The following is a 15,260-nucleotide window of genomic DNA, read 5'->3' on the forward strand; positions in this document are numbered from 1 at the left end:
GAAAAATGATAACACTTCCGTCAAAGGAAATCCAACTTCGATCCAATTCTTGTTTTGAGTTCTCAGCATCCGGCGCGCGACTTCTTCCATCGACGGTGGTGGTTCCTGAGCATGAAGCATATGGGGCGAAAGACCAGGCCGTTTCTAAGCGAGCTTTCATTCCAGTTGCCGTCGAATCCTGATCGCAGATGACGTGATAGGCGACATGGTTCGATCGATAGGCACCCCGCGCCGCAGCGCACGCGGGCCATGCGACCAATGCTGATGGTTGTTCGAAAACCTTGATCCCTCAGATAAGCGCCATGCGCTCGAGAAGAATCTTGTTCACGGCATGCACATCAAACTTGGATTGGGCAAGTTCCCGAGACCTGAGACCCATGTCTGTGATCAGCGAAGGCGCCCTGAGGAAGCGGCACATGGCTTCGGCCAGTTGCTTGGCGTTGCGCGGCTCCACAAGGTAACCGTTGAGCCCGTCGACCACTGTCTCGTCGCAGCCCGGCAGATCGGTTGTGACGATCGCGCGCCCCGTCGACATCGCCTCGAGAATGCTGCGCGGTATGCCCTCGCGATAGTAGGACGGAAGGACGAAGACGCTGCAATCGCTGAGATGCGGGCGCACATCCGTGGTTTCGCCGAGATAGTTCAGGCTGCCGTCCTTGACCCATCCATCGATGGTTTCAGCGGAGATCGCGGCCGGACTCGGATCGAACTGCCCCAGAAGACGAAATTCGGCCTCCGGGAATTGCTGGCGGACGAGGCGTGCGGCCTCGACATACTCGCTGATCCCTTTGTCCTTCAGCAGGCGGGCGACGAGCAGAAAGACCGGGCGCCCGCTGGGCGGGCTCGAAAAGGCATAGTGGTCGAGGTCGACGCCAGAGCCCGGCACGAGCGTCAAGTCGCGCTGATCGGAAATCAGCCTGCAGCTCTCGATATCAGCCGAATCCGCGCGATTATAGGCAAAGACCCCGCCTGCCCCCTTTAGCGCCAGTCGGTAGAGCAACACGCTCAGTTGCTTGATGCGGCGCCCGACCCACCGCTTTCCTGCGGCTTCCGAATAGACGTGGCCAAGGCCGGTCACGAGAAAATACCGTCGCTTGACGCCAGCCAGACGAGCGGCAATGCCGCCGTAGACGATCGGCTTCATCGTATAGGGGATCACGACATCGATCTGCCGCGAGCGTAGCAGCCGCGTGTAGGACCAGAGCGTCGCGAGATCCGTCAGTGGGTTGAGCCCGGTGCGGCTCATGGGCGAGCGGACGAACTCTACACCGATCGCGGCAAGCTGCCGGACGACGTCCTCGTCCTGCTCCGGCCCGACGGCCAGGACCGAATGGCCGGCCTCCACCAAGCGTCGCAGCAACTCCAGGCGAAAATTGGTGAGAGAGCGACTGTAGCTCGAAAGTACCGCGATACGCTGTTTCGGAACTACGCTGGCAACCGCCGATCCCGCGGCGGCAGCCGCCCGCTGTGGCGGCAGCCTGACCGCAGAATAGTCGCTCGCGTCAATCAACATGCGGGAAGCTCCATACGAGCGTTAGAAAGATCGCACTGGTCACATCGGCATCGGCGTCGAAGGCGGCCCCCGCCTAAGGTTCGACAGCGCTGCTTGCAGGACATCGTCGGTGGGATGCGCGGCATCGGCGTCAGCGGCCCCATCCTCCCCGTCGTCCGACGAGGCAGCAGCCGCGCCTTCAGCCGGGTGTTTGTCGAAGCCCGGAATGAGGCTGTTCATGATCGCAAAGACCATCGCCTGATCACCGAGTTCGGCAAATAGCTTCAAGCGCGCGAACATCTCCTTGAGCGTCGCCAGGGGCACGGCATTCGGGATCGCGCCGAGCACACCTGGAATAGGTGAACTTATGCGTTGCTCGCCACTGTCGAACAACTCCTCATAGAGCTTTTCGCCGGGCCTGAGACCGATGATATCGATATCGATGTCCTTGCCCGGCGTCAGGCCGGCAAGCCGGATCATCCGCTTGGCGATGTCGATGATCTTGATCGGCTCATTCATGTCCAGAACGAAAATCTCGCCCTTGCCGATTTCGCCTTCCAGACCATAGGCCGAAGCCTGCAGTGTCAGTTCGACGGCTTCGCGAATGGTCATGAAGAAGCGCGTCATGCGCGGATCGGTAACAGTGAGCGGGCCACCCTTGGCGATCTGCCGCTTAAACAACGGGATCAGCGAGCCGCTCGATCCGAGCACGTTGCCGAAGCGAACAGTCATGAAGCGCGGGCCGGAACCCTTCTTCAGGCAATGAAGGTCGAGCGCCTGGCAATAGAGTTCGGCCAGCCGTTTGGTCCCGCCCATCACGCTGGTCGGATTGACGACCTTGTCGGTCGACACCTGCACCATCGCCTGCACCTTGAAGCGGCGGGCGGCGTTCGCGACGTTCATCGTGCCGATCACATTGGTCAGTACACCCTCGCAAGGGTTAAGCTCCACCATCGGCACATGCTTGAGCGCGGCGGCATGGAAGACCAACTCCGGCCGGTACTTGGCAAAGACGTCGTTGACGCGATTGGCCCGGCGTACGTTGCAAAGGTTTGCGGTCCGCTTGACGGCCGGATAGCGCTCGCCGAGTTCCATGTCGATCGCATAGAGATTGTATTCGCAGTTCTCGACCAGGATGAGTTCGGCCGGTTCACGCGCCGCCACCTGCAAGGTGAGTTCGCTGCCGATCGAACCACCGGCGCCGGTGATCAGGACGCGCCGACCGCGGACGAGGCGAAGAATTGCCTCGTTGTCGAGGGCTGCCTGCGGGCGCTCCAGAAGATCCGTCAGCTCGATCGAGCGTAGTTCGAAACGGCTTTCCTGCTTGGCGCTCTTGAGTTCCGTGATCTGCGTCAGGCGCGATACGGTCATGCCACGCGCTTCGGCGCGCCGCATCACATCCTCAGCGGCTTCGCCGAACGCCGAAAGCGATTCGGTAAAGACGACATGGCGCGGCAGCTGTCCATTTTCTGCGAGCGCGCAGACCACAGTTTCGAAATCGCTGAGCGCGCCAAGGATCGGAATGCCGCGCAAGGTCATGTCCGTATGCTCCGGCGTCACTTCCAAGCAGCCGACCGGCTTATGGCTGCAATGTGGATCGCGGCGGAGCGCTCTCAGATAGAGATCTGCCGCATGGCCGCTGCCGACGAGCAAGGTCGGGATGCGGTCGGCATTGTCCTCGGCGATCGGCTGCCGCCGCGTTGGGCGCAGCGCCAGTTCGTCGAGCCGGAAGCTCAGTCGCGAAGCCGAAAGGAATGCGGTCAAGAGCAGCGCCTCGAGCGGCACAACGCTTCGCGGCATATCCTGGAGCCGGTTCGCAAAGAACGACATCAACACCAGCGCCGCCGAACTGATCAAGACGGCCTGAAGGATTGAGCGCAGGTCCGAGACGGAGCAGTAGCGCCAGTCGCGAGCGTACAATCCCGCAATCGGAAAAGCGAGCGCACAGGCCAGAAGATATTGCGGTCCGGTCGTTAGCAGCGCCCAGATAAGCTCCGGTCGCGTCGACATGGCGTCGAAGCCATAGCGCAGAAAAAAGGCGGCCACGAGCGCCAGGGCTGCAGACGCGATGTCCATCGCATAGAGCACGCGCGATCGACGAACCTGCTTGACCGACGATACGGCGGTTCTTGCCGCCAAGCGCAGAAGCGCACGTCCGACGGCGGCAAACCAGGCGAGTATGGTGAGGAACCTTGCCCAGTATCTCGCCACAGACGGCGGAGACGGAGCGACGGCTTGCGTTGGCTGGGCAGCGGCCTCGTTGCGATGCATGCGACACCCTTCGATCGATAGAACGCCATTCAATCGCCGCGCCGATAACGGACGGACGAGTGATGCGCCTTGAGACGTCATGTCTCGTTGAATGTGTTTGGAATAAACTTCTGATACCGATCAGATCATACAAATTTACCTGAAATCTATTTTATCTATGCACTGATACAAGTTTTGGTCTTCGCAATAAAATACGCCAACTTCGCCGAAACTCTCGCACACCAAGAACCGCGTGTAAATTATCTTTTCGTTTTATTGGAAGAAATTTACCTAATTATATTAGAACTCAATAGTATCACTGCAAACTAATCCGTAATACTTTAGGATTAACTAGCGACCATTCCACCACACGGATGACAGAACGCGCCGTTCAAAACAAAGAACTAAAACATAAAAACTGAACGCAAATCCGATATTTTTACATTAAACGGTCGTTATTTTTCGCATGTAAAATAACCGATAGAACAACCGAAAGAATAACCGAAGATATACATCAGATAAATCTTAGCGCGGCTGGAAACGGCGCTTCAATACCCTCCCGCGCGCTGGAACGCTCTCGGTTAAGGATCGAGGGACGCCGACAAGTGCTCCTTAACCACCGGAAACGGACCCGCCAACCAGGCCCCGGAGCGCGTCCCTGGAACATCGGAGTATACCTCGGCCAGTGCAATCCTGCGCTGGAAGGGCCTTGTGGGATCATTCCCCCGCAAAGGCGCGTCGATAGGAGTCAGAAATCGGCCGGATCAGATACTCAAGGAAGGTGCGGTCGCCGAGTTCGATAAAGGCGTCTATCGGCATCCCCGGATGCAGCTGCTCCATGCGCACGCCGGGCGGCAGCGGCGTATCCAGGCGCAACACGGCCCTGTAATAGGGCTCGCGCGTCGCCGGATCGGTCAGGCGGTCGGCCGAGACATGGGCAACCGTCGCAGAGACCTCCGGCGCCAAGCTGGTGTTGAGCGCCGAGAGGCGGACCCTCGCCGGCTGACCGATATGGACGACGTCGATGTCCTGCGGATGAATACGCGCGTCGACGACCAGGTCCCCTGTCGGCAGGATCTCCATGATCTTCTCGCCGGGACCGACGACACTGCCGACGGCATTGTAGACCGAGGCGACGACAACGCCGTCCACCGGCGCTTTGACGACGGTGCGCTCGAGCACACGGCGCGCGGCCTCGACTTGTTCTTCGATGTCGGCAAGCCCGGCCTTCACCTCGTTCATCGCGGTCACCGCCTGCTCGACGCGCTGGGTCTTCAGCCGTTCGATCTGCTCACGCGCTTCTGCGACCTGCGTGCGGCTCGACGAGGCTTCCGCCTGCAGCATGCCGACCTGGCCGAGCAGGTCCGCTTCGACGCGAAGAAGCTGCGTGTACTCCGTGCGGTTCGTCAGCCCCTTTTCCAGGAGATTGAACTTTCGCTCGGCTTCACCGCGCACGATCTGCGTCTGCTTCTCGACCGCCGCCTTCTGCGCGCCCAAGCCATCGAGCGCATCGTTGAGGCTTTCGACCCGTTGCTGCAGAATAACGGTCTCGGAGGTGAAGCGGGCAAGCCGGGTCTGGAACTCCTTTACCTGCTCTTCCGTAAGGTCACGGCTTGCGGAGGACATCGTGGCCGGCGCGTTGCCGATCGCGATCGTCAGGTCCCGCCGGCCGTCCCGTTCGGCGGCAAGGCGCGCCTCCCGCGCTTTTAGCGCCACCCATTGCTTGGCAAGGCGGTTGAGCTGCGTGCGGGCGACGGTGTCGTCGAGGACCACGAGCGTCTGCCCCCTTGCGACCGCATCGCCCTCGCGAACCGCGATTTCGCTGACGATCCCGCCTTCCAGATGCTGCACGAGAACATTACGGCCCGTGGCCGTGATCGTGCCGGAAGCGACCGCAGCACCGGAGAGCGGCGCCGTTGCCGACCAATAGCCGAAACCGGCAAGGATGAGAACAAGCGTCCCATAGCCGAGCCGGGCGACCAGCCCGGTATCGGTCACGATTGTCTCCCGCCAGGAGCGCGGAGTACCCGCCGCCGTCATGGCCGATCCCCGGTTCTGCCAGGTAGGAAGGTGGAAATGTTTGTCGGCGGCGGGTTCGCCTGTCGCTTGACAGCCGCGGCCTTCGCGGCCCGGTCAGCCCTTTCGGACGGCGCCCGTCGCGCCACCTCGTCTGTCGGGCCGAAGTCGTCGATCCGCCCATTCTTCATCACCAGGATGCGGTCGCAGGTGGTTGCGATCGAAATGCGGTGCGTGACGATCACGACGGTGACGCCGCGCGCTTTCGCGTCTCGCAGCGCCCGTCCCAGTGCCGCTTCCCCTTCGCTGTCGAGGTTGGCGTTCGGCTCGTCGAGAACAAGGAGCCGCGGGGAGCCGTAGAAGGCGCGCGCAAGCCCGATGCGCTGCCGCTCGCCGCCGGAGAGATTGTTGGAACCCGGCCCAATCGGGGTCTGATAGCCCTTCGTCTGCGACAGGATGAGATCATTGGCATGAGCCGCACGCGCGGCCGCAACCACCGCCTCGTCGGCTGCATCCGGCTCGAAGCGGGAGATGTTGGCAGCGATCGTGCCCGGCAGCAGCTGCACGTCCTGTGCGAGATAGCCGATCAGACTGCCGAGCTGCGTCGCGTCCCAGGTTCTCAGATCCGCACCGTCGATGGTGATCGAGCCCGCCGTCGGGATAACGGCGCCGGTCAGAAGCCGCGCGAGCGTCGATTTGCCCGCCCGGCTCGGTCCGACCACAGCAACGCTCTCACCAGCAGCGATCGTGAAATTCAGCCGTTTCAGGATCGGCTCAGGGTCGGCTCCGGCGTCGGGCGAAACATAGAGCAAATCACGCACGGCGATATCGCCGGCGGGGTTCGGCAGCAGAAGCTTGCGGCTATCGACACTGCCGGCCTCGATCACCTTTTCGAACCGCGACCAGGCGCTGCGCGCATCCATTGCCTGCTTCCAGATCCCGACCAGCTGATCGAGCGGCTGCAGCGCGCGGCCCGATAGGATCGACGACGCGAAAATCATGCCGGCAGTCATCTGCCCCTTTAAGACAAGGGTCGCGCCAACAGCGAGGATCGCCATCTGCAGGATCATTCTGATCGATCGCGATATGCCGCCGAAGATGGCGTTGACGACGAGGCTTCCGTCCGCTGCCGCGGTCGCGGCAGCAAACTGTCGGCCCCAAACCTCGCTGACATTGTTCGTCATGCCCATCGCACGCACGGTCTCGGCATTGCGGCTGAACATCTGCGCCGTCAGATTGGCGCTGGTTAGACGCTCCTGTGCGAACTGCGACGCCTTCTTGTTCATGTACTGATTGAGGAAAACCAAGAGCAAGATCACGATCCCGCCGATCGTCGTCATCAAGAAGAGCAGCGGATGAAGGAGATAAAGGAGTGCGGCGAACACCGGCGAGAACGGCAGATCAAAGAGGACCGGCGTGCCGCGTGAAGCGACAAAGCCTCTGATGGTCGCAAGATCGCGCAAGGGCTGGATGTCACCTGGCTCCCGCCCCGTTGCCGTGACCACGTTCGCAAAGGCGGTCGCCCCGAGCTCGCTGTCGAGTTTGGCCGCCATGCGCACCGCATAGATCGTCCGAATCACATCGAGCAGGCCGAGGAATGCGAAGGCAAGGAACGCGATAATCGTGAGATAGACGAGCGTTTCGATGCTCGAAGAGGGCAAAACCCGATCATAAACCTGGATCAGGAACAGCGGCGAGGTCAGGGCCAACACGTTGACGACCGTCGAGAACAAGCCGAGATCAATGACGCTGCGCAGGAACGCAGAGCGTAAACTGCCGCTTGTGATTCTTTTGTCTACCATGCTGCAACGACGCCGTTTCTAGGAATTTAAGTGGGGCCGTATCGATGGAAATGTTCCGCGATGTCAACATGCCGGGGGTTGAGTAGGTACTATACATCTGTTGTAGGGGTTGCTTATAGATGCTATTTTAAGCCCCCACCATTTAACGCGACAGATCACAGTTTTCACACGCTGAGGTCGCTTGCTGTCTTTGCGCAGCGGTCGGTAAAAGCAACGGCGCGTATTCTGCCCCACTAATAAAGGATGGAAACATGATCGTTAAGGGAAGACCCGTAGCTGACACGCTTTATGGCACGAACGTAGCTGACACAATTTATGGATATGGCGGCGACGATAGCCTTTGGGGCTATGCCGGAGACGACTATCTCGACGGTGGCGACGGCAACGACCGGATGTATGGAGGCGACGGCAACGACTTCTTCAAGGCCGGTCCAGGCGACGATTATGCTGAAGGCGGCGTCGGCAACGACTCCTTCGATGGCGGCCTTGGCAACGACCACTTCGTCGGTGGCCTGGGCAACGACATCTTCGACGGTGAAGATGGCGACGACATCCTCGACGGCGGAGATGGCCATGATCACATGCTCGGCGGTGGCGGAAATGACACATTCTATGGCGGCGCCGGCGAGGAATACATCGACGGCGGGTACGGGAACGATATCATTCATGCCGGTGACGGCAACGATGGCTTCGTCAATCGCGTCGATCCCGCAACCGGCAAGGTGACCACACAGGCCGTCAGCGGTGGCGCCGGCAACGACTACATCTATGGCGAAGGCGGCAACGATGCGCTGAAGGGCCAGTCGGGGAACGACCACGTCTATGGCGGCATCGGCGATGACCGGGTCGACGGCGGCGACGGCGACAACTATCTCGACGGCGGCGACGGCAACGACATTCTCGATTCCGAGAACGGCCGGGACGAGGCGCATGGCGGGAGCGGTGCCGACAAGATCGCTGTCGGCGCGGGTGACGACCTCGTCTACGGCGACGGCGGAAACGACAGCATCAGCGGCGAAGACGGCTCCGATGTTCTCAACGGCGGCGACGGCGACGATTTCTTCTATGCCGGCCTCGGCAACGATACCGTCCGCGGTGACGCAGGCAAGGACACGCTCATCGGCGAGTCCGGCTCTGACACGCTTTGGGGCGGTGCTGATGCCGACCGCTTCGTCTTCAAAGGCGCCGGCGCGATCGATGGTGGTCGTGACGCCATCATGGACTATCAGGATGGCCTCGATCGGATCGTGCTCGAGAAGCTCGGCATCACCCGCTACGCCAACACCGGTGGCCCCGGCACGGTCTATGCGTATGACGACCCGAGCGGCGACGTGATCCTGAAGGCGCACGATTCGGCCGGCCACGCCTTCCAAATCGTCGTCGACGATCCGTACGGGACTCTGTCTGCGGCCAACTTCAGCGCGGCGGACTTCACCTTCGCGTAAAATACCGGCGGCCGCGAGTTTGAATACGCGCTCCGCGGCCGCCACTCCCACCCGTTCCCGCCCATGTTGGCAGTCCTTCTCGCGACAAGCTCACCGAGAGACCGCTTCACCAGCGGCGAGTGATCGCAATGCGTCGTCCAGTTCGTCGAGATCGCTGATCCGCCTGTCGGCTTGGTGCGCCTCGTGCGGCGCCGCTATGCGGTGAACCCGCTCTTCGCGCGCCACCATCACAGTTTTCCACCCGCGCCGGCGCGGCGTGACGAAATCTTTCACCGGATTGTCGGCGACGTAGACGAGATTGTCGGGTGTGAGCTCCGCCCAGGCCTCGATCGCCTCATAGGCGCGTGCATGCGGCTTCCAGAATTCTCTCCCCCAAAGATCAGTGAAGATTACCCGGTCCACCAGGGCTTCGAGCCCCAGCGCTTTGACCTTAGCCTGTTGCGTGGCCGCTGGCCCGTCTGTGATGATCGCCCTTCGGCCGGCGCGCGCACGCTCCAGATAGCGGCGAGCATCGTCGGCGAGGGCTATTTCCGGCCGGTGTCCGCGATAGACGCCGACCAACTGGGTTACCAACACCTCGTTAACGGCAATGCCCATCGCTGCCAGAGCTGTATCGAAAACGCGTCCACTTTGCCCGCTCGCAGCAGCTGCCTCGCAAAACCCGGCAAAGCCTTCCGCGCCGATATGGTTCGCCAGCCAAGCATCGGCGGCCTTGAAGCCGCTCAAGGCAAAATCCCGCTCCAGATAAAGCGTGTCGTCGAGATCGAAGACAAGCACCTGCTCGCCCATCCGCCTATCCCCTGAAGACCGCCGCGTCGTATCGCAGCATCAGCACACCTTCTCGCCAATCGTCGTGCGCCGTTCTCGGTAGGCCCGCCACTTCCTCCAGCAGCCATTGGGCAAAGGTCGCGCCGGCATGATCCACAAGCGGATAGCCTCCGCCGAAGCGGGCGTTGATTTCGATCACCCGCGGGCCGCTGAGCCGATCGTCGATGACCTGGAAACAGAACGCGCCGCGCAAGTCCGGCAACGCTCGTAAAATACCCTCAGCCATAGCCCGATGCGGCGAATGGCGCTCGGTGACGCCCTTTTCAACCTCGCCCGCCCTTACGCGCAAGCGCCGATGCGAAATGACCGACTGCAATGTGCCGCCGTCATCGACGAACGCATTGACCGTATGCTCCGGACCGTCGAGATATTGCTGCAGGATCATCGGCTCTGCGGTCGTTTCAGGCAGGTCAGCCATTGAGCGCACCATGCTGATCGAGCGGCTTGCACTCCCGGCATTGGGCTTGAGGAACAGCGGCCAGTCCCAGCTGGAAAGCTCGCCGCGAACCTCCTCCAGCATGCCGGTTCGCGGGACGGGCAAACCAACCGCGTCGAGCACACGCATGGTTTCGAGCTTGTCGCGCACAACGTCGATGACAGGCGGAGTGCTCACATGCACGCGGCAATCGAAGCGCGCGAAATCCCCCGCCGCTGCCGCAAGCGGCACCAGTTCGGGATCGATCGTTGGTACGAGCAGGCGCACATCATGTGCCCGCGCAATCTCCGCCAGGCGGCCCGTGAACTCCGGGTGATTATAGGCGGGTACCGCGAAAGCTCGGTCTGCAACGGCACAGGCCGCGCTCAGGTCAGGATCAAGGTCGCACGCCAGAATCTGGATATCGATATCAAGCGCGCGCGCTGCCCGGCGAAAACACTCGATCAGGCCAACACGTCTTCCTGCGGAAGAAAAGAGGATCTTGAACGATCGGTACGCCATACACGCCTTCTCCTTGACTGTTAGGCCGACGGGCAAAAGCAATCGCCGTGGCCCCGCCTGACTGAACCCTTTGCCAATGCCCGCGCGGCTACGCGCCCAACTTGCTGTGCACCGGGGGGCGCCGGCCGTCGGCCGTGCGCCACGCGGTTACCTCGATGCACTCAAGGTCTCCACACATCACGGTAAAACCATTCGCCGTATGGGTCTGAACTTGCGCGGCAAGGCCGATGTAGCGGAAGGACTCCGCGAAGACCCGCGCCGCATCGATATGGATGACCTTTCCGTCCTGGCGCGAAAAAGCGCCGGGATAGGGCTCGCCGACCGCCCTGATCAGTCGCAGCACCTCCACCGCTGGGCGCTGCCAATTGATCAGGCCGTCCTCCGCGACACGCTTTGCACAATAGTTCGCCAGGCTGTGGTCCTGCTCCATCCGCGGCGCCTTGCCGGCTGCGGCCAATTCAACGGCCTCCGGCACCATCTCCGCCAGATTGCACACATGCTTGCCGTAGAGACTACGCGCGGTCTCATCCGGCGCGACGGAAAACAGACGCTGCAGAATGATGGGGCCGGAATCCGTGCCCTCGTCGATCCAGAAGAGCGACGAACCCGTCGTCTTTTCATCAAGCAGGATGGTCCAGGGGATAACACCCCTGCCTCTCAGACGTGGCAGCGCCGACGGGTGAAAACCGATCACGCCCAGGCGCGGGATGGCACGAAAGGCCTGACGGCAGATCTGCGACCAGCCGAGGACCAGGATGAGGTCCGGGGCGCTCGCGCGGATGGCTGCAAGCGTCTCTTCGGCGTTCACGTTTGTCGTATGGCAGACCGCGCTGGCTGCCGCGCGCGCCGGCGTCGTCAAGTCCGCGAAATCGGAATGGCGATCCGCAGCCTCCGGCGGCAACGTAACCACCAGGGACGGCAGCATCCCCTTCGCCAGCAGGGCATTGAGCGCGATCAGGGATCCTTCGACGGCACCAACCAGAGCAAAACGCATTTTGGTTCTCAAATGCACAATGTGTCAGAGCGTAATATACAACTCGGATCACAACCAAGGGAAGAAATAACCCATCCGGGCGATATTAATGTATTTCAAGTATGATATGACGGGATGCTATTTCAGAGCCGGGCTATACTGCAAGAGAATAATTGCATGACAGTGTCTGCCGTTGTATCTTGAAACCACTGCTTTTCTGGGGTGCGCCCTGGAAGGCCAATTTAGAGTACGAACCTATTTCAGAATAATCGCGTCCGACGTGTCTAATCGAGGCAATAGGAAGTTGATTTCTTGGCGTGCACTGCGACGCCCAGGAATTTAATGCTTGTGACCAGCGCCGGGACGCACACCAGTGTGCCCTGTCGTCAGGCTCAGGGAATGCGGAGGAAGGCCCAAGCGGCGGCGCAACTTCGGATCCACGGTATGATATTGCATTTGATCACCAATTTCAGCGCAAGCGCCGGAGCTGAGACGATGCTCGCGCGCCTGCTCAAGGCGTCATCTGACGAACGCGTCATGGTCGTATCGCTGCTCGATGTCTCGGCGCGAAACCGTGACCTTGCGGACAATCCGCGCGTCGAGTATGTGGCGCTCGGCGCGCACTCGCTCCCGGCCATTTTGCAGGGCACGATGCGGCTTGCCAGCATCATCCGCCAGGAAAAGCCGAGTGTCATGCTCTGCTGGATGTACCACGCCATGGTGGTCGGCACGGTGGCTGCTAAACTTGCGCGTCGCGCAACGCCGGTCATCTGGAATGTGCGCCAGTCGCTGGATGATGTCGCCTCGCTGTCGCGAAGCTCGTATATGGCGATCGCCGCTGCCCGGGCGCTCTCCGGCTCGGCCTCCGGCATTATCTACAATTCGTCGCGCGCCTGCGAAATGCACCGCGCCTATGGCTACCGCAACCTGAATTCGGTCGTCATCCCGAATGGCTTTGAAATTCCGGCGGTTTCGGCAGGCCATGAAGCATCGCCCCGACGGATCGGAATCGTCGCGCGTTTCCACCCGCAGAAGGACCACGCCACGTTCTTTCGCGCCGCCGCTTCGGTGTTGCGCACCCATCCCGACACGCGCTTTCTTGCCGCCGGACGGGGGTTGGCCTGGGACAATCCCGAAGTCGTGCGGCTGATTGCCGACGCCGGATTGCCAAGCGAGGCCATCGACCTTAGGGGCGAAGTCGCGGACATGGAGGATTTCTACCGAAGTATCGACATCCTCGCTCTGTCCTCCAGAACCGAAGGCTTTCCAAACGTCGTTGCCGAGGCGATGAGCTACGCAAAAATGGTGGTGGCAACGGACGTCGGAGACGCAGCGGAGGTTGCCGGCAATGCCGGGATCGTCGTGCCCGCCCGTAATCCCGAGGCCTTTGCCGACGCCATGCGCAAGGTGCTCGACCTATCGCCGGAGGAATATGCCCGCTACGCGCATCTTGCCCGAGATCGTATCGAAAGCGAATACACGCTGCACCACATCGAACGGCGCTACTCCAACTACCTGAGGAACTTCTAGCAGCCACCGCACGGCTAAAGCTGCGGAACGAGAATCCGGAGAAGGGGGACCGACACGTGAACCAGAACAAAAAGAGGACTCGACCTACGCGAATGCCGGCGGACTTGGCGCCGACAGTCAGGCGGGCATCATGACGACGCCAATACGCGCAGTCATCATCGACGACCATCCGCTCGTCATCGTCGGCGCCCGCACGACGATTGAGACGACCAACGATATTGTCTGCGTCGGCTCGGCCGGAACGGGTGCGGATGCTCTGGCACTGATCAAGGAGACCGGGCCGGAGGTTTCGGTCATCGATATTGCCCTTCCCGACATGAGCGGCCTTACGCTCGCGGAGCAAATCCTCCAGCAGCAGCTTTCGGCCTATGTGGTGGTGATGACGATTTACCCGGAGCGCTCCTACGCGCAGCAGGCGCTTCAGATCGGCGTGAAGGGCTTCATCCAGAAGTGCTCTGGGCCCGAGCACCTGCTGCTTGCAGTTCGCTCCGTGACGCATGGTGGGCTCTATCTCGATCCGCCAACTGCCCAGGAACTGACCCGCTTGGCACCAAATCCAGGGTCGCGCGCGATGAAGACAGCCGGTGTGCCGGGGCTGACCCGTCGCGAGCAGGACGTTCTACGCCTCGTCGCCCTTGGGTACTCCAACAAGGAAATCGGCGCGCGCGCCAATGTCAGCGTCAAATCGATCGAAACATACAAGGCCCGCGCGACGGAGAAGCTGCAACTCCACACGCGGGCGCAGATTGTCCATTTCGCCTTGACCCACGGCTGGATGAGCGCCGTCTAGGCCGTGGGCGGGTCGGGCGCAGGCGGGACGTCCGCCTGCCTCAATCGAGACAGGAGCCGCCATTGCGAATTGTGTTTGTGCTTTCGGGGCTTGGTGCGGGCGGCGCTGAAAAGGTCGTCAACATTCTTGCGCGCCATCGCTCTGCCCGCGGTGACGACGTGCACGTGCTCGCGCTCAACGCTGAAACCCCGGAGACCTACTTTGCCTATGACAGGTCCGTCCGTGTGGAAGCGCTCGGCGGCGGCTCGTCGGTGCCTGTCTTCAGGACGGCCGAGCGTGTCGCCCGATTGCGCGCGCGCCTGCGCGCCCTGTCACCCGACCTCGTCATTTCTTTTCTTACGAAGGTCAACATCATGGTCGTACTTGCCAGCCGCGGCCTCCGCCTGCGGCTCGTCCTTTCTGAGCGAAACAACTTTAAAACGCAGGACATGAACAAGCTGTGGCGATTGGCGCGGCCGCTGGCGGCTCGCCTGGCGGAGCGGCTGGTGATGCAGACGACGGAAGCGGTCAATTCGCTGCCGCCGGCCCTCAAATCCAAGGCGGTGATCATCCCCAACCCGATCACGCTTCAGCATGTGCGTGACAAACAGTCAGGTACCAACACCCGGGTGCTAGCCGTCGGCCGCCTTGACAGGCAGAAGGGCTTCGATCTGCTGATAGACGCCTTTGCCGATATCGCGGGGCGCACGCCGAACGTGACGTTGACCATCTACGGCGAAGGCCCGGAACGGCCCGTGCTCGAGGAACAGGTCCGACGCCTCGGCCTTTCGAACCGCGTTCGTATGCCGGGCACGACCAAATCACCGGTCGAATGGATCAACGCCGGCGATATCTTCGTCCTCAGTTCGCGCTTCGAAGGCTTCCCAAATGTGCTGCTGGAGGCGATGTCCGCGGGCCTTGCCAGCATTGCGTTTGATTGTCCCTGGGGGCCGTCGGAAATCATCGACACGCCGGCGGTTGGCATGCTCGTTCCGAAGGAAGACACTCGCCGGCTGGCAGACGCGATAGCCCGCCTGGCGGCCGACGCGATACTCCGGCACCAGATCGGCGCCATGGGCGCACGCGCGGTTGCCGCGCGCTACGCCATCCAGTCGGTCCTTCAGCAATGGGACAATGTCATTGCAGCGCCTGAAGAGACCCAGACGCTTTACCCGGCAGCGCGCGTCTCGACCTGATACGGCACCGCCTTAAGAAGGC

General features: G+C 61.4%; 11 protein-coding genes. 4 read left to right on the plus strand and 7 right to left on the minus strand.

The annotated features are described in order from the left end of the window. Window positions 1-289 precede the first annotated feature (289 nt). The 4 genes from ASD63_RS12570 to ASD63_RS12585 all read right to left on the minus strand — a co-directional run bounded on the left by ASD63_RS12570 (window position 290) and on the right by ASD63_RS12585 (window position 7,560). A complete protein-coding gene (locus ASD63_RS12570) occupies window positions 290-1,513 on the minus strand; it encodes a glycosyltransferase family 4 protein (RefSeq protein ID WP_060529406.1) in 1,224 nt (407 codons plus the stop codon). A gap of 39 nt (window positions 1,514-1,552) precedes the next feature. Next, entirely contained in the window at window positions 1,553-3,568 is a 2,016-nt protein-coding gene (locus ASD63_RS12575; protein WP_244495210.1) for a nucleoside-diphosphate sugar epimerase/dehydratase, read from the minus strand. Between the two features lie 891 nt (window positions 3,569-4,459). Further along, a complete protein-coding gene (locus ASD63_RS12580; RefSeq protein WP_244495206.1) occupies window positions 4,460-5,740 on the minus strand; it encodes an HlyD family type I secretion periplasmic adaptor subunit in 1,281 nt (426 codons plus the stop codon). Window positions 5,741-5,778: 38 nt separating this feature from the next. Continuing rightward, window positions 5,779-7,560, minus strand: coding sequence for a type I secretion system permease/ATPase (locus ASD63_RS12585; protein ID WP_156624139.1), 1,782 nt, complete (start codon window positions 7,558-7,560; stop codon window positions 5,779-5,781). Window positions 7,561-7,811: 251 nt separating this feature from the next. On the opposite strand from ASD63_RS12585, the gene ASD63_RS12590 reads away from it, so the two are divergent. After that, entirely contained in the window at window positions 7,812-9,005 is a 1,194-nt protein-coding gene (locus tag ASD63_RS12590) for a calcium-binding protein (protein ID WP_060529409.1), read from the plus strand. Between the two features lie 90 nt (window positions 9,006-9,095). On the opposite strand, the gene ASD63_RS12595 is transcribed toward ASD63_RS12590, so the two are convergent. The 3 genes from ASD63_RS12595 to ASD63_RS12605 are packed head-to-tail and all read right to left on the minus strand — an operon-like array spanning window position 9,096 to window position 11,764. Further along, a complete protein-coding gene (locus tag ASD63_RS12595; RefSeq protein ID WP_060529410.1) occupies window positions 9,096-9,794 on the minus strand; it encodes an HAD family hydrolase in 699 nt (232 codons plus the stop codon). A gap of 4 nt (window positions 9,795-9,798) precedes the next feature. Further along, window positions 9,799-10,812: an ATP-grasp domain-containing protein gene (locus tag ASD63_RS12600; protein WP_244497238.1), complete on the minus strand. Its 1,014-nt coding sequence runs from the start codon at window positions 10,810-10,812 to the stop codon at window positions 9,799-9,801. A gap of 46 nt (window positions 10,813-10,858) precedes the next feature. After that, the gene (locus tag ASD63_RS12605; RefSeq protein WP_060529412.1) at window positions 10,859-11,764 is read right to left on the minus strand and encodes a formyltransferase family protein; all 906 of its coding nucleotides are present in this window, start codon (window positions 11,762-11,764) and stop codon (window positions 10,859-10,861) included. A 423-nt stretch (window positions 11,765-12,187) separates the two neighbouring features. Here ASD63_RS12605 and ASD63_RS12610 point away from each other — a divergent pair, with 423 nt between their 5' ends. The 3 genes from ASD63_RS12610 to ASD63_RS12620 all read left to right on the plus strand — a co-directional run bounded on the left by ASD63_RS12610 (window position 12,188) and on the right by ASD63_RS12620 (window position 15,238). After that, window positions 12,188-13,273 (plus strand): glycosyltransferase, encoded by a 1,086-nt coding sequence (locus ASD63_RS12610; protein WP_060529413.1) that lies wholly within the window; start codon window positions 12,188-12,190, stop codon window positions 13,271-13,273. A gap of 130 nt (window positions 13,274-13,403) precedes the next feature. Next, complete coding sequence (locus ASD63_RS12615; RefSeq protein WP_060529414.1) at window positions 13,404-14,063, plus strand: response regulator transcription factor; 660 nt, start codon at window positions 13,404-13,406, stop codon at window positions 14,061-14,063. A 71-nt stretch (window positions 14,064-14,134) separates the two neighbouring features. Continuing rightward, complete coding sequence (locus ASD63_RS12620) at window positions 14,135-15,238, plus strand: glycosyltransferase family 4 protein (protein WP_060643782.1); 1,104 nt, start codon at window positions 14,135-14,137, stop codon at window positions 15,236-15,238. The last annotated feature ends 22 nt before the right edge of the window (window positions 15,239-15,260 follow it).

The organism is Ensifer sp. Root558 (genome assembly GCF_001427045.1).
GTDB lineage: Bacteria > Pseudomonadota > Alphaproteobacteria > Rhizobiales > Rhizobiaceae > Ensifer > Ensifer adhaerens.